Annotated in this window: 22 protein-coding genes; 16 read left to right on the plus strand and 6 right to left on the minus strand. The window is 39.6% G+C overall.

Going from position 1 to position 18482, the window contains the following annotated elements; all coding sequences use genetic code 11:
• Positions 1-34: 34 nt before the first annotated feature.
• Entirely contained in the window at positions 35-334 is a 300-nt protein-coding gene (locus BN2425_RS05415; RefSeq protein WP_042456009.1) for a DUF3055 domain-containing protein, read from the plus strand.
• A 168-nt stretch (positions 335-502) separates the two neighbouring features.
• Positions 503-625 (plus strand): GapA-binding peptide SR1P, encoded by a 123-nt coding sequence (locus BN2425_RS05420; protein ID WP_042456095.1) that lies wholly within the window; start codon positions 503-505, stop codon positions 623-625.
• A gap of 63 nt (positions 626-688) precedes the next feature.
• Here BN2425_RS05420 and BN2425_RS05425 read toward each other — a convergent pair whose 3' ends face one another.
• Complete coding sequence (locus BN2425_RS05425; RefSeq protein WP_042456011.1) at positions 689-2161, minus strand: aminotransferase class I/II-fold pyridoxal phosphate-dependent enzyme; 1473 nt, start codon at positions 2159-2161, stop codon at positions 689-691.
• Between the two features lie 218 nt (positions 2162-2379).
• On the opposite strand from BN2425_RS05425, the gene BN2425_RS05430 reads away from it, so the two are divergent.
• Complete coding sequence (locus tag BN2425_RS05430; protein WP_042456013.1) at positions 2380-3339, plus strand: NAD(P)H-dependent flavin oxidoreductase; 960 nt, start codon at positions 2380-2382, stop codon at positions 3337-3339.
• Between the two features lie 40 nt (positions 3340-3379).
• Positions 3380-3655 carry a UPF0223 family protein gene (locus tag BN2425_RS05435; protein ID WP_042456098.1) on the plus strand — a complete coding sequence of 92 codons (276 nt, stop codon included), beginning with the start codon at positions 3380-3382 and terminating at the stop codon, positions 3653-3655.
• A gap of 83 nt (positions 3656-3738) precedes the next feature.
• Here BN2425_RS05435 and BN2425_RS05440 read toward each other — a convergent pair whose 3' ends face one another.
• Positions 3739-4371: a YktB family protein gene (locus tag BN2425_RS05440; protein ID WP_042456100.1), complete on the minus strand. Its 633-nt coding sequence runs from the start codon at positions 4369-4371 to the stop codon at positions 3739-3741.
• Between the two features lie 212 nt (positions 4372-4583).
• Between BN2425_RS05440 and BN2425_RS05445 the strand changes: the two genes are divergently transcribed.
• On the plus strand, positions 4584-4778 hold the full coding sequence (locus BN2425_RS05445) for a hypothetical protein (protein ID WP_042456015.1): 195 nt from the start codon (positions 4584-4586) through the stop codon (positions 4776-4778).
• Positions 4779-5041: 263 nt separating this feature from the next.
• Entirely contained in the window at positions 5042-5839 is a 798-nt protein-coding gene (locus tag BN2425_RS05450) for an inositol monophosphatase family protein (RefSeq protein WP_195891903.1), read from the plus strand.
• A 118-nt stretch (positions 5840-5957) separates the two neighbouring features.
• Here BN2425_RS05450 and BN2425_RS05455 read toward each other — a convergent pair whose 3' ends face one another.
• Positions 5958-6143 carry a YlaF family protein gene (locus BN2425_RS05455; protein WP_042456017.1) on the minus strand — a complete coding sequence of 62 codons (186 nt, stop codon included), beginning with the start codon at positions 6141-6143 and terminating at the stop codon, positions 5958-5960.
• Between the two features lie 145 nt (positions 6144-6288).
• Here BN2425_RS05455 and typA point away from each other — a divergent pair, with 145 nt between their 5' ends.
• The 3 genes from typA to BN2425_RS05470 are packed head-to-tail and all read left to right on the plus strand — an operon-like array spanning position 6289 to position 8781.
• Positions 6289-8127, plus strand: coding sequence for a translational GTPase TypA (typA, locus tag BN2425_RS05460; protein WP_042456019.1), 1839 nt, complete (start codon positions 6289-6291; stop codon positions 8125-8127).
• 31 nt (positions 8128-8158) lie between these two features.
• The gene (locus BN2425_RS05465) at positions 8159-8473 is read left to right on the plus strand and encodes a YlaH-like family protein (protein WP_042456021.1); all 315 of its coding nucleotides are present in this window, start codon (positions 8159-8161) and stop codon (positions 8471-8473) included.
• 14 nt (positions 8474-8487) lie between these two features.
• Positions 8488-8781 (plus strand): hypothetical protein, encoded by a 294-nt coding sequence (locus BN2425_RS05470; protein ID WP_042456023.1) that lies wholly within the window; start codon positions 8488-8490, stop codon positions 8779-8781.
• A 70-nt stretch (positions 8782-8851) separates the two neighbouring features.
• Here the strand turns inward: BN2425_RS05470 and BN2425_RS05475 are convergent, their stop codons facing one another.
• Entirely contained in the window at positions 8852-9052 is a 201-nt protein-coding gene (locus BN2425_RS05475) for a YlaI family protein (protein ID WP_074433016.1), read from the minus strand.
• A gap of 348 nt (positions 9053-9400) precedes the next feature.
• Between BN2425_RS05475 and BN2425_RS05480 the strand changes: the two genes are divergently transcribed.
• Positions 9401-9856, plus strand: a complete 456-nt coding sequence (locus BN2425_RS05480) for a pyridoxamine 5'-phosphate oxidase family protein (protein ID WP_042456025.1) — start codon at positions 9401-9403, stop codon at positions 9854-9856.
• A 32-nt stretch (positions 9857-9888) separates the two neighbouring features.
• Here the strand turns inward: BN2425_RS05480 and BN2425_RS05485 are convergent, their stop codons facing one another.
• Complete coding sequence (locus tag BN2425_RS05485; protein ID WP_042456027.1) at positions 9889-10473, minus strand: YhcN/YlaJ family sporulation lipoprotein; 585 nt, start codon at positions 10471-10473, stop codon at positions 9889-9891.
• A gap of 200 nt (positions 10474-10673) precedes the next feature.
• Between BN2425_RS05485 and BN2425_RS05490 the strand changes: the two genes are divergently transcribed.
• The gene (locus BN2425_RS05490; protein WP_042456029.1) at positions 10674-12002 is read left to right on the plus strand and encodes a PhoH family protein; all 1329 of its coding nucleotides are present in this window, start codon (positions 10674-10676) and stop codon (positions 12000-12002) included.
• Positions 12003-12033: 31 nt separating this feature from the next.
• On the opposite strand, the gene BN2425_RS05495 is transcribed toward BN2425_RS05490, so the two are convergent.
• A complete protein-coding gene (locus BN2425_RS05495) occupies positions 12034-12531 on the minus strand; it encodes a molybdopterin-binding protein (protein ID WP_042456030.1) in 498 nt (165 codons plus the stop codon).
• 166 nt (positions 12532-12697) lie between these two features.
• Here BN2425_RS05495 and BN2425_RS05500 point away from each other — a divergent pair, with 166 nt between their 5' ends.
• The 5 genes from BN2425_RS05500 (at position 12698) to BN2425_RS05520 (ending at position 18474) form a co-directional block, all read left to right on the plus strand.
• Entirely contained in the window at positions 12698-12979 is a 282-nt protein-coding gene (locus BN2425_RS05500; protein ID WP_042456104.1) for a YlaN family protein, read from the plus strand.
• A gap of 200 nt (positions 12980-13179) precedes the next feature.
• Positions 13180-14382 (plus strand): FtsW/RodA/SpoVE family cell cycle protein, encoded by a 1203-nt coding sequence (locus tag BN2425_RS05505; RefSeq protein WP_042456032.1) that lies wholly within the window; start codon positions 13180-13182, stop codon positions 14380-14382.
• Between the two features lie 276 nt (positions 14383-14658).
• Positions 14659-15687: a glycoside hydrolase family 88/105 protein gene (locus BN2425_RS05510; protein WP_042456034.1), complete on the plus strand. Its 1029-nt coding sequence runs from the start codon at positions 14659-14661 to the stop codon at positions 15685-15687.
• Between the two features lie 89 nt (positions 15688-15776).
• A complete protein-coding gene (locus BN2425_RS05515) occupies positions 15777-16448 on the plus strand; it encodes a rhamnogalacturonan acetylesterase (RefSeq protein WP_319922065.1) in 672 nt (223 codons plus the stop codon).
• A 25-nt stretch (positions 16449-16473) separates the two neighbouring features.
• Entirely contained in the window at positions 16474-18474 is a 2001-nt protein-coding gene (locus tag BN2425_RS05520; RefSeq protein ID WP_042456036.1) for a beta-galactosidase, read from the plus strand.
• Positions 18475-18482: the final 8 nt, after the last annotated feature.

The following is an 18482-nucleotide window of genomic DNA, read 5'->3' on the forward strand; positions in this document are numbered from 1 at the left end:
TAATATTCTAAATATTGTAAAAAGGAGGAACCTCATGGATTTATTCGACAAACTTTATGATGAACATGAAAGAGTAAAGGTAAGATTTGTTGGGTTTACAACTGAACATACCCGTTATGACTTTGGAATTGTTTACACTAATATGTTTTTTGGAAAACCTCTGGTTATCTGCATGCAAACCGGCCGTTCCACTCTCCTCGACCCTAAAGACATTGAAGATATAGAGTACCTTCAAAATGTTTTCCGTATTACAGACAAACAGCAAGCAGCAGATTTGGTGGACTTTTTTCATGCCACTTTACCTGAAGTACCGTTTATTACACAATATGAATAATCAATTAGCGAAAAAAGGTCACTTTAAGACCTTTTTTTATTTTGATTTTTTTATTATGACATACAATTTAGGCTTGAAAAATTAATTATGATATATTATTATGTATTCAAGGATGTTTAATCGCTTTCATTTTGGGGATTTATTCATATGAAAAAGGGGCTGGATATGATGGGTACGATTGTATGTCAAACCTGTGACACCACGATTGATCATTTTGAAGATGAAAAGGTAACGGTTCTTTATTCAAAATGTCATTGCTGCGACGACGAACATACAAATAAAGAAGTATAGATATCTGGTTGCTATTTTTATAACAAAAACAGGATTCCATAATTGGAATCCTGTTATTTTATGTTAGGTTATAGCCTTGTATTCTTTGATTACATGGATCGTCTTTAATTCATCATCCTCAGGACCCTGAACTGGTAAGCCTGCTTCAAGGTTTTTCCTAATATAATGCAGGTTTTCTTTTGTAATGATTTCGCCAGGTATAAAAATAGGGATACCTGGAGGATAAACCATTACAAATTCAGCGATAATCCTGCCTTCAGATTCCTCAAAAGGAATAATTTCTGTTTCAGAATAAAACGCATCTCTTGGGGTTAAAGCTAAAACTGGTATTTCCGGCAGCAATACTTGAACTGGTTCTGTTTTCTCTGCACGATGCTCGAACTCCCTAGATAATTCAGTTAGTGCCTTTACTAAAAGATTAGCCTCGTACTCAGTATCTCCAAACGTGATGATACAAAGAATATTATATAAGTCGGATAGTTCAACCTCGATATTGTATCTTTCTCTCAACCATTGTTCTACTTCAAAGCCAGTTAAACCTAAATCCTTCACAGAAATGATTAGTTTGGTTGGGTCATAATCAAAAGCTGCTTTTGTACCGAGAATTTCTTCTCCGACACAATATAAATGATCAATTTCATTTATCCTTTTTCGAATTAATTGAGCTAAGTGGATAGTTTTGTCGATTAATTCGGTTCCTTTGGTAGCTAGTTGTTTTCTTGCTGTATCAAGGGATGCAAGCAACAGATAGGACGTGGAAGTAGTTGTCAGCATGCTCAGGATGGATTGAACGTGTTTAATGGACACCCTGCCTTCTCTAACATTTAAAATAGAACTTTGCGTTAAGGAACCCCCAAGTTTATGAACGCTGGTGGCAGCGATATCAGCCCCGGCTTGCATGGCAGATAGAGGGAGTCGATCATGAAAATGAATGTGAACTCCATGAGCTTCATCCACAAGCACTGGTACATTGTAGGAATGCGCAATTTCCACAATTTTTTTTAAGTCAGCTGAAATCCCAAAATAGGTTGGATTAATAACTAGTAGTCCTTTTGCATCTGGATGCTGTTCTAAAGCATGTTCTACCGACTCTGTAGTAATCCCGTGGGAAATCCCTAGATTTTCGTCAATTTCAGGATGGATGAATACGGGAATAGCACCTGAAAAGACGATTGCTGACATAACCGATTTGTGAACATTTCTAGGTACAATGATTTTTTCCCCAGGTCCGCAAACTGCCATTACCATTGTCATAATTGCACCACTAGTACCTTGAACAGAAAAAAATGTATAATCAGCCCCAAATGCTTCTGCCGCCAATTCCTGTCCTTGTTTGATCATTCCCTTTGGATGGTGAAGGTCATCTAAAGGACTAATATTTATCAAATCAATTGACAATGCGTTATCGCCAATAAAATGCCGAAAGTCTGGATCCATTCCTACTCCTTTTTTATGACCAGGAATATGGAACTGTACAGGGTTTTTCTTTGCGTGTTCGAGTAAACCGCTAAACAACGGTGTTTTATCTTGAGACAATTATAACCACACCTCTTATTTTCAAAAATACTTCCTTAACATTGTTTTTCAAAACATAAAACAAATGCATTATAGCATTATTCAATTGCGTTGCATAGAAATTTTGTATAGTTTTCTGCATCATTTTAAGTGGGTTTTAATTAGTTTCCCAAATCAACAGGAAATTTAACCTTTTGAATCGAATAACAAGAAAATGCTATATAATAGGAGGGGTTTATGTGAATTGGCAGACACGTGTAACTGAACTGCTAAATATTCAGTATCCAATCATTCAAGGAGGACTGGCGTATTTGGCGTATTCGGATTTGGCAGCGGCTGTTTCCAATTCGGGAGGGCTTGGCCAAATTACTGCCATGTCTTTATCGAGTCCGGACCTGTTAAGACAGGAGATTCAAAAGGTAAGGGAATTAACCGACAAACCATTTGGGGTAAACTTCGCTATTGGACAGCAAAATCGGCCGTTTAAAAATTTTTTAGAAGTCGCTATTGAGGAAGAAGTACCGGTTATTTCCATGACGGGAGGAAATCCAGCTCCTATTTTGGAACGATTGGAAGGATCCCAGATAAAAAAGCTGGTGCTCGTTGCTGCTAGGAGACAAGCCATAAAAGCGGAGCAACTGGGGGCAGACGCTGTCATGGTTGTTGGTCAAGAAGGAGGGGGACATCTGGGCCGTGACGATACCGGGACCATCGTGTTAATTCCGCAAGTAGTGGATTCCGTTTCCATTCCAGTTATTGCTTCAGGAGGCATTGGCGATGGCAGAGGATTGATGGCGGCATTAAGTCTTGGAGCAGAAGGAATCGAAATGGGGACAAGATTTATTGCAGTAAAAGAGTGTATCCACGCAAATGAAATATATAAAAAAGCATTAATTCAAGGCAATGAAACAGATACAGTAGTTATTAAGCGTACACTAGGTGCCCCGGCTCGAGCCGTTGCCAACAGCTGGACGGAAAAAATTCTTGAGATAGAAAAAAATCACGGTGGTTATGAAGAGCTTAAGGATTATATCAGCGGTGTAGCTAACAAACGGTATATCTATGACGGGGCAGTGGATAACGGATTTGCCTGGGCCGGACAGGTGATGGGACTTATTAAAAATGTGCCTGCTACAAATGAGCTAATTCAGCAAATTATTCAGGAGGCTGAAGAAATACGGGCAAGGTGGAGAAAATAATAATAGAAACTAAATTTTGCAAATTGAAGCAGGTGAAAAAATGGAATATCAGTACCCAATTGATTTTACATGGTCTACTGAAGAGATTATAGATGTTATTAAATTCTTTGAAGCGATTGAAAAGGCCTATGAAAACGGAATAGAGCGTGATGAAATTATGGATGCATATCGCCGTTTTAAAGAAATCGTACCCAGTAAGGCACAGGAAAAAACAATCTGTAATGAGTTTGAGGAGATTAGCACTTATTCGTCCTATCGAACCATAAAAAAAGCTAAAGATGCTTCTCCAGGAGAACGAATTCTCATGAAGGTATAGTTGTTCCCGCAAATAACTAGAAAAAGATTCAGGCTTCGACCTTTTTATGGGCTAGGACTGAATCTTTTTTTAGAAGTTCATATTTATTTAATATTTTGTGCCAATTGATATAGAGGAGTTACAGTCTGAAACACATCATCGATTTTTGTCAATAAGCCTTCCGCATCTAAATGAATTACTTCATCTCTGTTAATAGTATAGCCGCATAACAGTTCAGCCTTTTTAATTGCTTGGAGTCTGTCGAACATTGACAGTAAATCGTTCTTTTTAAGATCCTTATGGGACAATGTTTCCGGTTTTGTATGGTCCAAAGACCAAACATAGTCTGCCGGAATATCTTTATAGATCTTGCTCGCCTTTTTGGCAAAACGGGCCCCTATATCATTTTTCTGGGGAGCTTCGTAAATGACCGCAAACCAAATAAATAAATGGGTTTCCCACAAACCTATTTGAAAATGCGGAAGCATTTTATAACCTCTCGGATTGTTAGCAAAGGCAACCCAGGTATCCTTAGGCGGATGAATGGTTCTTCTTGCATGCTTCGCTACATGAGCAAACATTTCCTCTCCCGTCGTCGCAGACAGAGCAGGTGCAAAAATGGAGCCTAAAGCTTCAAGTTTGGGGCGAACCGTATTTTTCAGCGCCTCCATTCTTGGTTCTAATCCATCTATTAAAAAAACATCAAAATCCTCTTTGGAGAATCCGTTAAAATCCATCATTAACAACCTCCACCCTTACAATTGATTGATTTCGGAATAAAAGCAATACATTCCCGATGATTGAAGTTTCCTCTATTGTAGCATATTGACGAATTCACTAGTAATTTGTTGTCTCATTAGGTGAGAGCACAAATTTGTTGCAAGAAACCATTGCGGTTCATATTATACAGTAAACAAATAACAGAAATAACAATAAGGGAGGAGAAAGTGTGAAGCAATTAATGAATACATCTTTAAAAAAGGTAACTGACAGGCAACGTACAGCGGTACTAAGGCTTGAAATGGATTATGAATTGGCCGTATTATTTGAGGCAATTGAGGAAAATAATGAGAAAAAAGTAAAAGATTGCAAACAAAAATTAGAAAGAATCCGCCAGGAATTACTACGATTAAAGGCTTTTTAAGTAATTTATTAGTATTAATGTCTAAGGGGATTTGAGGTTGTAATGGAAAGGAACAAAATATTATCGTCTTAAACGAACTCCAAAATAGAGGGGGAGTTCGTTTATTATTGGCATTAATTTGTCCCTCAATCCTTCCAAAGACCTTTAAAAGTTGATGATAGGCTTGAAGTGATTTAAGCTATAATTACATGAATTTAATCATTTAGCTCATACTACATAACATCTTGAATCAGATACTGGAAATAAATTTTTGGAGGAGAATTATGGACTGGGAAAAGATTTATTCCCAAGCAATGCACTGGGTGAGGGAAGCAGGAGAAAAGATTCGTTCGTCCTTTGACCAAACATTGGACATTCAAACAAAGTCAAATCCCAATGATTTGGTAACCAATATGGATAAAGAAATAGAGCAGTTTTTTATCCGCAAAATTAAACAAGAGTATTCAGACCATAAAATTTTGGGGGAAGAAGGTTTCGGCGATCAATTGGAAAGTATGCAAGGAATTGTATGGCTGATTGACCCAATTGACGGAACCATGAATTTTATTCACCAGCAAAGGAATTTTGCCATCTCGCTTGGAGTGTATGAAGACGGTGTTGGAAAAGTCGGTTTGGTATATGATGTCGTGCATGATGAATTGTACCATGCACGAAGAGGTAACGGCGCTTTCCTAAATAAAAAGCCCATTCCATTACTGGAGAAAGCCACTGTAAAAGAAGCGATAATCGCCTTAAACGCAACATGGGTTATGAAGAACCACCGCATTGACCACAATTTACTAATCCCATTGGCAAGAGACGCAAGGGGAACGCGATCCTATGGAAGCGCAGCCCTTGAATTAATTTTTGTGGCTACAGGCAGGGTTGATGCCTACATATCGCTCAGGTTGGCTCCATGGGATTATGCTGGTGGGGCAGTAATTGTTGAAGAATTGGGCGGAATCATTACGAATTTAAGAGGGGAGAGGCTGGACTGCCTTTCTCAAGATTCCGTATTTGCTGCAAAGCCGGGTTTGCATCAAACGATACTTGAGGAGTATTTAAAGAACGGAAAATGGTAAAAGAAGCCTGCTCGGCTTCTTTTATTTTTATGGCTCTGGTAAACAATCATGTTGATTTTTTTACTCTGTTAATTGGAGCGGATGTCAATAGCCAAATTTACCAGAGCCATTTTTATAACTATAATAAACCTTTTTCACGAAGCTTCTTTTTCGTTTTAAAGCCCAGCCCCATGATGACAATCAAAGCAACAAGACAGCCAAACAAGCCAAGCATGGTATTTTCGGCTATGGAAATACCCATTCCCATGATGCTGACTGCAGCTAGAATTGCAAAAATGAGCATCTGCCAATTAACTTGTTTCATGTTATTTACCCCTTATATTTGGTTTTATTTTTATTTTACATAAAAAGCTTTTAGGTTTCCACTTTTATTATGGTATAATGTTTTAGTTGCGGATGAGAAACTATAAATAAAATTAATCTTGAATATAGGCAGGAGTGGAACTTCTTTGAACATAAGAAATGATATACGAAATATAGCAATCATTGCCCACGTTGACCATGGTAAAACAACGCTTGTAGACCAATTGTTACGACAGGCGGGAACATTCCGTTCGAATGAGCACGTTGAAGAGCGTGCTATGGACTCAAACGATTTGGAAAGAGAACGCGGGATTACCATCCTTGCGAAAAATACTGCAATCCAATATAAGGATACACGTATAAATATTTTAGACACACCAGGACATGCTGACTTCGGCGGTGAAGTGGAACGGATTATGCGTATGGTTGATGGCGTTCTCTTAGTGGTGGATGCCTACGAAGGTTGTATGCCGCAAACACGGTTTGTCCTTAAAAAAGCGTTGGAGCAAAATTTAACTCCAATCGTGGTAGTCAATAAAATTGACCGTGATTTTGCCCGTCCACAAGAGGTTGTCGATGAAGTAATTGATTTATTTATTGAACTCGATGCAAATGAAGACCAACTAGAGTTTCCAGTTATATATGCATCAGCGATTAATGGAACTGCCAGTCTTGATCCAGAAAAACAAGATGAGAACATGCAGTCGCTTTATGAAGCAATCATTGAAAATATCCCTGCACCAGTTGATAACAGTGAAGAACCTTTGCAATTCCAAGTGGCACTACTGGATTATAATGAATACGTAGGGAGAATCGGAATTGGCCGGGTATTCCGTGGAACGATGAAGGTTGGACAGCAGGTTGCTTTAATGAAGCTAGACGGCACTGTGAAGCAATTCCGGGTAACGAAATTATTCGGTTTCTTTGGATTAAAACGAGAAGAAATTGAAGAGGCGAAAGCTGGGGACTTAGTAGCGGTTTCCGGGATGGAAGATATTAATGTTGGGGAAACCGTCTGCCCAGTTGAACATCAAGAGGCTCTGCCAGTCTTGCGGATTGATGAGCCAACACTACAAATGACATTTGTCGTTAACAACAGTCCATTTGCTGGACGTGAAGGCAAATATGTTACGGCGCGAAAAATTGAAGAGAGACTTCGCGAGCAGCTTCACACGGACGTAAGTTTACGTGTCGATAATACGGATTCTCCAGATGCATGGGTTGTTTCTGGACGTGGGGAACTTCACCTATCTATATTAATCGAAAACATGCGTCGCGAAGGATTTGAGCTTCAAGTATCAAAACCAGAAGTAATTGTAAAAGAAATTGATGGTGTCCGCTGTGAACCTGTTGAAAGGGTACAAATTGACGTACCTGAAGAGCATACTGGTGCGATTATGGAATCGATCGGAGCCCGCAAAGGGGAAATGCTTGACATGATTAATAACGGAAACGGCCAAGTTCGTCTGATATTTAATGTTCCAGCACGTGGTCTAATCGGTTATACAACAGAGTTTATGACACAAACCCGCGGTTATGGAATCCTAAACCATACGTTTGATAGTTACCAGCCAATGATTGCCGGACAGGTAGGCGGTAGACGCCAGGGCGTTCTAGTATCAATGGAAACTGGAAAAGCTTCCACATATGGTATAATGCAGGTAGAAGACCGTGGAACCATCTTTGTTGAACCAGGTACAGAAATTTATGAGGGAATGATTGTCGGGGAGCATACAAGGGAAAATGATCTTTCTGTTAATATCACAAAGGTGAAGCAACAGACAAACGTACGCTCGGCAACAAAAGACCAAACCTCAGTGATTAAGAAGCCTCGCATCATGACTCTGGAAGAATCATTGGAGTACCTAAACGATGACGAATATTGTGAAGTAACACCACAATCCATCCGTCTAAGAAAGAAAATATTAGATAAGAGTGAACGGGAAAAACAGGCCAAAAAGAAGAAATACGCAGAAATGAGTTAATGATAAACCTTAAATTCCAGGAGGTTTTCACATGAATGTGGCAGAGCATTTGTCATTTTTTGCAGCCCTTTATAAGGTAAATGAGCAGCCAAAATTAGGTATGTGGCTTCTTTACTTGACCATTGTTGCTTTATCCATTATTGTTTATAAACTAGGATTTGCTAAGAAATTGCCGCTCTTGAAATCGCTGATTATTTATTTCTTTTTATTTGTAGGATGTACACTTCTTACGTTTTTTGGCATCTTCTTGCCGGTTGCAGAAGGTCTGGTTGTAGCGGCGTTAATTTTAATTATCTATAAAGTCCGGCTGTATAATTCCAAAAGGGAGCAGACCGAGGCAAAGTAGTGGGGGGTTGGGCTTTGAAATCCTTGCAGGATGTTTTGTACAATTGGCTTACCATTAAAGTGGTTTGTGATGCTCGTCCTGATGATACTGCCGCAGCAGAAACAAAGGCGCATTTTGACGAGCTGTTAGGAACGGAACACCACGTTTCCAATATTGAAATTTCAACTGATGAGGACATGTATTACATCTCTTATCAACAGGATGAAGATAGGAAGAAAACTCGCTTCCCAAGAGAATTGATTGAAATTATGCTCAATCAGATTAATCGTGAACCTGAAAAGTATGTCAATTACCCTAATGAAGACTAATAAAAAACCTCAGGCTCCTTTCCAAGGAGTCTGAGGTTTTTTGCTGATCAGACAAAATTTATTTTTCCTCTTACCATTCCTCTACTTCAGATGTTGGCCGGTAAAATCTGAAATTGCCTGTACTGATTCTGGCATTTGTTTTTTCCGTAATCCTTTCGCAGCATTCTTTGCACATGTATGTATGAATAGGGCGGTTACGCAAGCGTTTAGCCGTCAATGACTCATCATTTATTGCTTCAATTTTATCGCAAAGTACACACTTCACTCTCATTATGGCACCTCATTCCTAATTCTTATGCGCTGTTAAATTTGGCTGTTGATTTCCGCCCCAGTCGCTTAAGCGTTCCCGTGGGCATGCCGGGGAGCCTCCTAATGCGCCTGCGGGGTCTCCCCAGCCCCGTATTCCAGGGGAGTCGAGGGCCTTCCGCTCCAATCAACGTTAAAAAAATCAACATTATTGTTTAACAGAGCCAATTCTAAAAAGCATTATTCCTTATTATACTATAACATGCCAAAAGGCCTTCAAGCAGCTATGTGTTTAAGTTGATGAAAAAAAGGGATAGTAGTAATATGAGATTATCCGTTTTTCGGGAGAAGAAAGAGAAAGGGGCTTTGAAAAATGGCAAACGAAGTGGAACCTTTTTTAATTAAGCCTTTATTTGAAGAACTCCAGAAAGAGAGATTTGTGACTATCGCCACAATTGATTATGAAAAGGGAGGGCCAAATGTCAGTGCCATTTCTTGGGTACTAGCAAAGGATCACCATACGATTTGTTTTGCGGTAGATAATCGGTCACGAATCCTGGAAAATATTAAAAGGAATAAACAGGGAGTCATCATTTTAATTGCAAATGAATCCACCTATTCCATTTCGGGTGAAGTAACTATAAAAGAAGAGACTCTAAAAGAACTTCCATTAAACCTTGCTTTACTGGAAATGAAAGTTAATGAAGTAAGAGATGTTATGTTTTATGGCTCTAGAATCATAAGCGAGGTTCAATATGATAAAACATATGATAAAAATGCTGCGGAAAGGTTAGACCACCAAGTAATGGGGGCATTAAAAAAAGCTTAGGATATCCTAAGCTTTTTGGCACTTTTTTATTATTACTTTTGATAATTTGACTGCTTTTCTTGCTCTTTTTTAAGTTTATTTTCCTGGTTAGCAGGTAGCTTTTCATCCTGCTGATCCGTAGCATTTTTGGGAGATGGGGTAATAAGGTTTCCTGGTACTTCTGGCATTAATCGTCCTGCAATATCTGCAAGTTCCTCCATAATCCCCTGTACCGGTCTACCGTTTTTAATATCTGCTTGAACCTCTTTTAAGCGCTGGTAGGTGTCGGCATCAGCTACCACTATCGCCTTTGCACCATATGGATCCTTACTTAAACTTTCAGCAACTGAATATTTGATGGTTCCCACTTCTGATCGATCAATCTTAGAGTTTACATCAATCCCAACAATTGCGTAATTCCCTAAAACGACAGCCGTTGCGTCATTAACATCGTGAACACTCGTCGCAAGACTAACTAATCGTTTGGAGATTTGCTGCCCCGTTTTTCGATCTACATTTTCTATATTAGTATTTTTAACTTTTACCATTGAATTATTCTGGGCATTATTCTCCTTATTAATGTTGTTGCACCCGATAAGGAAAAGGGAAACCATGGCAATCATGACCAATCTCTTCATAAAATCCCTCCAAAAGGCTTATTTCATGTTATAAAAATAGGATATAAATCTTTCGTCATATTTCTGTGAATTGCTAACATTTATTGTGCGGATTTTCTTCTATCTTTATTCCAATAAACATATATTTTACCAAAGTCCATCTACTATTCGGATTGACACTACGAGAACAAATCTATACAACGTGAGACGGAGGCGTCGCTTTGAGTAAAATATACGTGTTGGATACAAATGTCTTATTACAAGACCCGTATTCCATTTTCTCCTTTGAAGATAATGAGGTTGTTATTCCAGCAGTAGTTCTAGAAGAAGTGGACTCAAAGAAAAGGTACATGGATGAAATTGGGAGAAATGCCCGGCATGTATCAAGATTAATTGATGGTTTAAGGGCATCAGGAAAACTTCATGAAAAGATCCCGCTTGAAAATGGAGGAACCATCCGCATTGAATTAAATCACCGCTCTTTTCATGAACTTCAGGAAATTTTCATTGAAAAAACGAATGATAATCGTATCCTTGCAGTGGCAAAGAACTTATATCTTGAGGAATTGACAAAGGAGAATGGCAAACAGGTAACTCTTGTGAGCAAGGATGCTTTGGTCCGAGTAAAGGCGGATGCAATCGGACTGCATGCAGAAGACTTTCTCAATGACCGGGTAGTAGAAATAGACTCTATTTATACGGGATTTGTTGAGGCTTTTGTCCCTGTTGAGATACTAAATAAGTATTATGAAGCGGGAGAACTGTCTCTTGTTACGATAGGTGCTTATCACTTTTATCCAAATCAATTTGTGATTTTAAAAGACGCACTTGGGAGTTCTGCTTCAGCAGTTGGGATTGTGGATAGGACAGCTAAGAAATTAAAAAAGCTAGCCTTAAATCAAGAGCATTTATGGGGGATTCACTCGCGAAATGTTCAGCAAACAATGGCCATTGAATTGTTGTTGCGAAAAGATATACCCCTAGTTACTTTAACTGGTAAAGCAGGGACAGGAAAAACATTGCTTGCCCTGGCAGCTGGTTTAATGCAAACAGAAGATTTCCAAGCTTATAAAAAGCTGCTAGTAGCCAGGCCTATTGTACCGGTTGGTAAAGATTTGGGGTTCTTACCTGGAGAAAAACAAGAAAAGCTGAGACCATGGATGCAACCGATCTACGATAATTTGGAATATCTATTTAATACAAAAAAGCCTGGTGAATTGGATGCCATCTTAGCAGGGATGGGTTCGATTGAAGTAGAAGCTCTGACTTACATTCGTGGCAGAAGCCTGCCGAAACAGTTCATCATAATTGATGAGGCACAGAACTTAACAAAGCATGAAGTAAAAACGATCCTAACAAGGGTTGGTGAGGATAGCAAAATTGTTCTGATGGGAGACCCTGAACAAATTGACCATCCTTACCTTGATGCCTATAATAATGGATTGACCTATGTTGTCGAAAAGTTTAAAGACCAAGTCATTTCCGGACATGTAAAATTGTTAAAAGGAGAACGGTCAGGTTTGGCCAGACTCGCCGCAGATTTACTTTAGCTAAAAAAACGGGAGCCAAATTGGCACCCGTCTATTTTACTGTAAACCCTTTTACATTTTTTATTGGTGAATCTTGATTAGAACCATCTCCGTAGTAAATATGGACAGGGCCATCCTCTTTGATAGGTTTGCCTGAATCCGCAAACTTTAGAATCAGTTCATTCGCATCCTCAAGTGGGAGTTCGTAATCCTGATCTTTAGCATGGATAATCAACGCCTTTGCATCACTCGCTGGTTCGGAATTGCGCAAAAAAGGCTCGAATTTGATTCCAAAGGTTCCTGTCATTACCTTAACTTTTTCAAATTGTTTTTCAGTTTTTAATGTGGGAGGAAAAATAGCCCCTTCCATAATTTCTCGGTCCCAATGCTTTGATACTGATTTTGTATACTCTTCATTTAAATCAGATTTTTGGTTTTGCCTTGAGAAATAAGTCGTTAAATCAACTTTCCGATCGTCAAAAATCCATGTACCCGGATCTAATGTTATGGTGAATTTTACATTTCCCGATATATGCAAAATATTTTCCATTTTCTATACCCCCTATTTGTCGACAATATTAAGTATATCTTTTTATTGGATGAATGTCATTTGTAACTCTTATCTCTAAAAACCTTATTGTTCTTGCAATTTTTCTCTGCAGGGGGTAAAATTTATAGATAAGTTGAATAATCGCTCTGAAGTGGGGGGATCAATGTTGGCGTCTGAAATGATCGTAAATCACCAGGAAAAAGCCTTTGCCTTACTGCAGGCTGACGCTGAAAAAATATTAAAGCTTATCAAAGTGCAAATGGACAATCTTACGATGCCTCAATGCCCTCTTTATGAAGAGGTATTGGATACACAGATGTTTGGCCTATCCAGAGAAATTGACTTTGCTGTACGATTGGGTTTAATCGACAGTAAGGAAGGAAAGGCAATTTTAGATAAATTAGAAAGAGAATTATCTGCGCTTCATGAAGCTTTTTTGAAAAAATAATCCAGGTCAAACTCAAACAATACGTTTGGGTTTTTTATTTCCGTTATTTTCTCATTATTTTTCCTATCAATGTCTTTTCTATACCCCTTTTACAATTTCTTTATTAAAATGTTGTAACAAATAACCTTTTCCTCAAGTCATAATCGTAAATTTCTATTATAATAGATTGTATAAATCCATTTTGAAAATGAGGACCGGCAATGTTTAAAAAAATATTGAAATCCTATGATTATTCTTTGATTATATCCATCATACTTTTGTGTGCTTTCGGCTTAATAATGATTTATAGTTCCAGCATTGCTTGGGCTGTTCAGAGATACAATGTGCCGAGTGACTATTTTTATCAAAAACAAAAGATTTGGCTCATGTTGTTTGCAGTCATTTTTTTGACCACGGCTATTATCCCGTATAAAATTATGAGTTTCAATAGAGTCCTGGTCTTAATTGTCCTGGCTTCCCTTTTGTTACTTGGCGGTCTGTTTATGTTTGGAGACGTTGCCGGCGGCGCGCAGAGCTGGTATAAGGTCGGTTCGAATAAATTTCAGCCTTCAGAGTTTGTCAAACTTGCTGTAATCATTTATCTGGCAGCGGTGTATGCCAAAAAGCAAGCCTATATTAATCAATTTAATAAAGGTGTTCTACCACCGTTAGCCTATTTATTTGTTGTTTGTTTTTTGATTATTCTCCAGCCTGATTATGGGACAGCCAGTATCATTGCCTTTATTTCAGCAACGATTATTTTTTGTTCGGGCATGAACTATAAAACAATTTTAAAGCTGGTCACGATAGCTTTGGTTATTTTAATACCCGTTATTATCGCAATGAAAGGGGAAATCTTTTCGGAAAAGCGGCTGAGCCGGATTACCGTTCTAGATAACCCATTTGCAGATGCCCAAAATGAAGGGTATCATCTTGTTAATTCTTATATCGCCATAGGTTCAGGCGGAGTGAATGGGCTAGGATTAGGCCAAAGTGTGCAAAAGCTTGGCTACTTGCCAGAATCCCACACAGACTTCATTATGGCTGTTGTCGCGGAAGAGTTAGGAATTTGGGGAGTAGGTTTTGTGATTCTTTTACTTACATATGTGGTGTTAAGGGGAATTTATATTGGTTTGCAATGTAAGGATCCGTTTGGAAGTTTACTAGCGATAGGAATTTCAAGCATGATTGGAATCCAGTCGCTTATCAACTTGGCAGGGGTATCGGGTGCAATCCCACTTACCGGTGTTCCGCTTCCATTCATCAGCTATGGCGGATCGTCCCTTCTCTCATTGGCAGCTGCAACGGGAATCCTTGTCAATGTTTCCATGTTCACGAAATATGAAAAAAAATATAAACATCAACAAGAGCATACCGAAAGAAGTACCTATTCACAAGATGGTAATGTTCTTTATTTAAAATGAAGCGAAAGGAGGACGCAAATGTTCTCCTTTTTTCATTTTCACAATTCAAACGCAAAAACATCCTTACTTCACCCATGCCTCCCTTAGAACACTGATTTTTAACATAAAAAAACTGAATTTTAAATTTTGTTCTAAAAATCCAACCCATATAATTAGAACGAATGCATCCAAATTTACCAGTTTCTTATTCATTCTTTACACCTTCGAATTTAAGTGAATTGGGTTGACTAAAAAATTGGGTTGACTAAAATCATCAACATCTCAGGAGGGGGAAAAATGCCGCAATTAGTATTGGAGGCAAACAAAATTAGCCAAGCGATTGACCTTGTAGTGGAACGTACCTTTAGAATGGATTTCGAGTGGGATTGGCCAGGTGGAGTTGCCTTTTTTGGTGTAGCGGAAGCATATGAAGCTACTGGTGAAAAGAAATATTTACAGTATATTAAGGATTGGGTCGATGCGGAACTGGAGGACGGAATGCCGCCAATAACAGTAAATGCCTCGTCCATTGGACACATCCTGCTGACATTATATAAAGAGACAAACGAAGAAAAGTATGTAAACTGTGCTATTCAAATAGCTGATTTTTTACTAAATGATGCTGAACGCTTTGCAGATGGTGTTCTGCAGCATACAGTGGGTGGAACAAAATATATCTTCCCCGAACAAGCCTGGGTTGACACGATGTTTATGGCTGGTTATTTTCTACTTAGGATTGGCCATATGCTTGAGCGGGAAGACTATTTCAATTTTGGGTTAAAACAATACCACGGACATGAAAGGTTCTTGCAGGATGACATAACCAATCTGTACTATCATGGCTGGGACAATATCGGACAAAATCACATGTCAGGAATTTTTTGGGCTAGAGGCAATAGCTGGGCGGCCTACACAATGGCACGTGCACTTGAACTGGTTGAGGTACAGCATCCGTCCCATATGATTATAGCCGGTTCATTGCGTGACCAGCTAAGTGCATTGGTTCGGCTCCAGTCTGAAACAGGGCTTTGGCATACGATTGTGGATGACCCATCTTCTTATCTTGAGACATCAGGATCAGCCGGCATTGCCGCCGCATTAATGACAAGGGGTAAATTGTATAACAAGTATATCCAAAGATCCATCGAAGGAATCCTCGGCCAGATTCGTGAAGACGGTTCTGTTTTGGGTGTTTCGGCAGGAACAGCTGTTATGTATAATGCGAACGGATACAAGGAAGTTCCTTATAAACGAGTGCAAGGATGGGGACAAGGTTTAGTGTTAGCCTTCCTGTCGCTTCTGTTAAAAAGAGAAAATAGAAAATAATCCCAAGGTGACCTGTGGAGCGTGTGAATGGCTTCCACAGGTTATTTGCAATACCTGATGCATTGGTATATAGAAGTGGAGGAATAGAAGTGGAAAAGCTAAATATATTCTTGGCTGGAGATTCAACCATGGCAAATTACCCGAAGAATGAGGCCCCCATGGCCGGTTGGGGGCAAATGCTTCAAGATTTATTTACAGAAGAGGTAAAAGTTTATAACTTTGCGAAATGTGGTGCTAGTACCAACACCTTTATTGAAATCGGGTATTTAAACATCATACATGATTTCCTTAAGCCAAATGATTATCTGTTTGTTCAATTCGGCCATAATGACCAGAAGGTTTTTGGAACCCAGCCCTTTACAACCTATCAATCTAATTTAACGGAATTTGTTAATTCGGCCCGTGAAAAAGGGGCAACCCCCGTATTGCTTCCATCTGTCCACCGGAGAAATTTTGATGATACAGGAAAGGTAATCAATACGCTGGGGGATTACCCAAGTGCGGTGATGCAGTTGGCTGAAAAGCTGGATGTGCCGTTAATCAATTTATGGTCAAAAACAGAAAAGCTGTATCAGTCCCTCGGACCGGAGGGATCAAAGCAATTATTTGTCTGGTTTAAAGAGAACGAACATCCTAATTATCCAAATGGGATTCAGGAAAACACCCATTTCTGTGAACAAGGAGCATTGCAGATCGCAAAACTCGTATTGGAAGGCGTAAAGGAATTACAACTGCCGATAGCGTCTTTTATTAAAGAATAGTTTAGTAGAATAAACATGGGAGGCGATGGAAGTGGCTAACAAGTTATATCATGGTGCAGCCTATTATCCGGAATTGTGGGATGAAAAGGTTATTGAAGAAGATATAAGGCTAATGAAACAGACAGGCATCAATGTGGTTAGAATCGGAGAATTTGCGTGGTCCACTATGGAGCCGGAGGAAGGCAAATTCGATTTGAGTTTTTTTGTACATATCATCGAGAGACTATATGAAAATGGGATTGAAACGGTCATGTGTACGCCTACACCTACCCCGCCAATTTGGTATACCCATGGGCATCCTGAGCGAATGTATGTTGATGGAGATGGAAAGGTAATGGGGCATGGTTCAAGACAACATGCCTGCACGAACCATCCCTATTTCAGGGAAAGGGCCGCATTGGTCACCGAAAAGCTTGTGAAAGCAGTCGGAAATATGCCAGGTGTCATTGGTTGGCAATTGGACAATGAATTTAAATGTCATGTCAATAAATGCATGTGTGAAACGTGTAAAGGGTTATGGCATGCTTGGCTAAACAAACGTTATGGGACAATTGAAAATCTCAATGACGCTTGGGGCACGAAAATTTGGAGTGAATATTATCTGGACTTTAATCAGGTTCCACAGCCGGGACCTGCGCCTTTTCTGCACAACTCTTCATTAAGCACGATGTATCAAATCTTTTCAATGGAGAAAATTGCCGAGTTTGCTGATGAACAAGCTGCTATCATCCGAGAGTATTCGGAGGCTCCGATTACGCATAACAGTTCCATTGCCTTTGGCGTAGACAATGAAAGGCTGTTCAAAAATCTCGATTTTGCTTCATTTGACACCTATGCAAGTATTGAAAACTATGATGCGTACCTGATTAACAGTGACTTATGGAGAAACTTAAAATCGGGAACTCCATTCTGGGTGATGGAAACGAGTCCATCCTATGCGGCGTCATTAACAAGCTATGCCAGTCCCCATCCAAATGGCTATTTGAAGGTTGAGGCGGCGGCTGCTTATGCATTGGGAGCGGGCGGATTTTGTTATTGGCTTTGGAGACAGCAACGTGCCGGCTGCGAACAGCCGCATGGCTCGGTGCTGAGCGCGTGGGGAAAACCAACTGTTGGTTATGCAAACGTGTTGGAGGTGGAAGAGTTACGAAAGAAAATTGAACCCATCATTTTGGCCACTAAACCGGCACAGGCTGAGTTGGCAATTGCCTATTCCGATCAGGCTAAGGCGTTCCTGGAAACTGAATCACACAGGAAATTGAATCACAGGGCGCTAATGACTGACTTTTATAAACGGATACTATCGATGGGGATCCATCGTGATCTTATACCTGAAGGAGCCAGCTTAGAAGGTTACAAACTATTGCTTACCCCGTTTATTCCTTATTTATCGCCTGACTATATTGCTCAAGCAAAAACCTTTGTGGAAAATGGAGGTATCTGGATTGTCGGACCGCTTACTGGAGGAAGGACAGAGCATCATACGGTTCATACGGACAGGGCATTGGGGCAGTTGGAGGAGATCTCAGGTATCGAGGTACTTTATACTTATCCAATAGATGAAACAGGTTCAATAGGCCGGGCTTTTGACAAGTCTGCTCCATTAGGGCTGTGGAGTTCTGTGTTTGAAAATAGTAGTCCGGCCCAAGATGTGGGGATTATCGCAGAGGGACTCTCCCCAGGAAAAGCATTTATTTCGGAGAGAAATCACGGAGCTGGAAAAATTGTCTTGCTCGGGTCTATGGCCTTAGGGGAGAACGGAGATTTAATGCTGCAGAGCTTAATTGACCACTATTCAAACGAAGCGAATCTATCGTTAAGAACAGATGTTTCAAAGGGCACGATTGTTGCCCCAAGACAGGGGGACGGGTACACGGTTTGGTTCGTTATCAACATGGATGGAAACGGAGGAAGTGTAACCATTCCCCAATCAGGAATAGACTTAGAGACAAATAATCCAATAGAGCCTGGAAGACTTGAAGTAGGCAGATTTGAGTGTAAATGGATTCGCTTTAATAAAAATTAAACTTTGGG

It is taken from the genome of Neobacillus dielmonensis, assembly GCF_000612665.1.
Lineage (GTDB): Bacteria > Bacillota > Bacilli > Bacillales > Cytobacillaceae > Neobacillus > Neobacillus dielmonensis.

What these genes read in the sequence shown, in the direction of transcription:
- BN2425_RS05455 (WP_042456017.1), bottom strand. Translation starts at nt 6,143, where the DNA reads ATGAAACAAGTTAATTGGCAGATGCTCATTTTTGCAATTCTAGCTGCA.
- BN2425_RS05510 (WP_042456034.1), top strand. Translation starts at nt 14,659, where the DNA reads ATGCCGCAATTAGTATTGGAGGCAAACAAAATTAGCCAAGCGATTGAC.
- BN2425_RS05415 (WP_042456009.1), top strand. Translation starts at nt 35, where the DNA reads ATGGATTTATTCGACAAACTTTATGATGAACATGAAAGAGTAAAGGTA.
- BN2425_RS05440 (WP_042456100.1), bottom strand. Translation starts at nt 4,371, where the DNA reads ATGGATTTTAACGGATTCTCCAAAGAGGATTTTGATGTTTTTTTAATA.
- BN2425_RS05465 (WP_042456021.1), top strand. Translation starts at nt 8,159, where the DNA reads ATGAATGTGGCAGAGCATTTGTCATTTTTTGCAGCCCTTTATAAGGTA.
- BN2425_RS05475 (WP_074433016.1), bottom strand. Translation starts at nt 9,052, where the DNA reads ATGAGAGTGAAGTGTGTACTTTGCGATAAAATTGAAGCAATAAATGAT.
- BN2425_RS05450 (WP_195891903.1), top strand. Translation starts at nt 5,042, where the DNA reads ATGGACTGGGAAAAGATTTATTCCCAAGCAATGCACTGGGTGAGGGAA.
- BN2425_RS05505 (WP_042456032.1), top strand. Translation starts at nt 13,180, where the DNA reads ATGTTTAAAAAAATATTGAAATCCTATGATTATTCTTTGATTATATCC.
- BN2425_RS05520 (WP_042456036.1), top strand. Translation starts at nt 16,474, where the DNA reads ATGGAAGTGGCTAACAAGTTATATCATGGTGCAGCCTATTATCCGGAA.
- BN2425_RS05495 (WP_042456030.1), bottom strand. Translation starts at nt 12,531, where the DNA reads ATGGAAAATATTTTGCATATATCGGGAAATGTAAAATTCACCATAACA.
- BN2425_RS05435 (WP_042456098.1), top strand. Translation starts at nt 3,380, where the DNA reads ATGGAATATCAGTACCCAATTGATTTTACATGGTCTACTGAAGAGATT.
- BN2425_RS05420 (WP_042456095.1), top strand. Translation starts at nt 503, where the DNA reads ATGGGTACGATTGTATGTCAAACCTGTGACACCACGATTGATCATTTT.
- BN2425_RS05485 (WP_042456027.1), bottom strand. Translation starts at nt 10,473, where the DNA reads ATGAAGAGATTGGTCATGATTGCCATGGTTTCCCTTTTCCTTATCGGG.
- BN2425_RS05480 (WP_042456025.1), top strand. Translation starts at nt 9,401, where the DNA reads ATGGCAAACGAAGTGGAACCTTTTTTAATTAAGCCTTTATTTGAAGAA.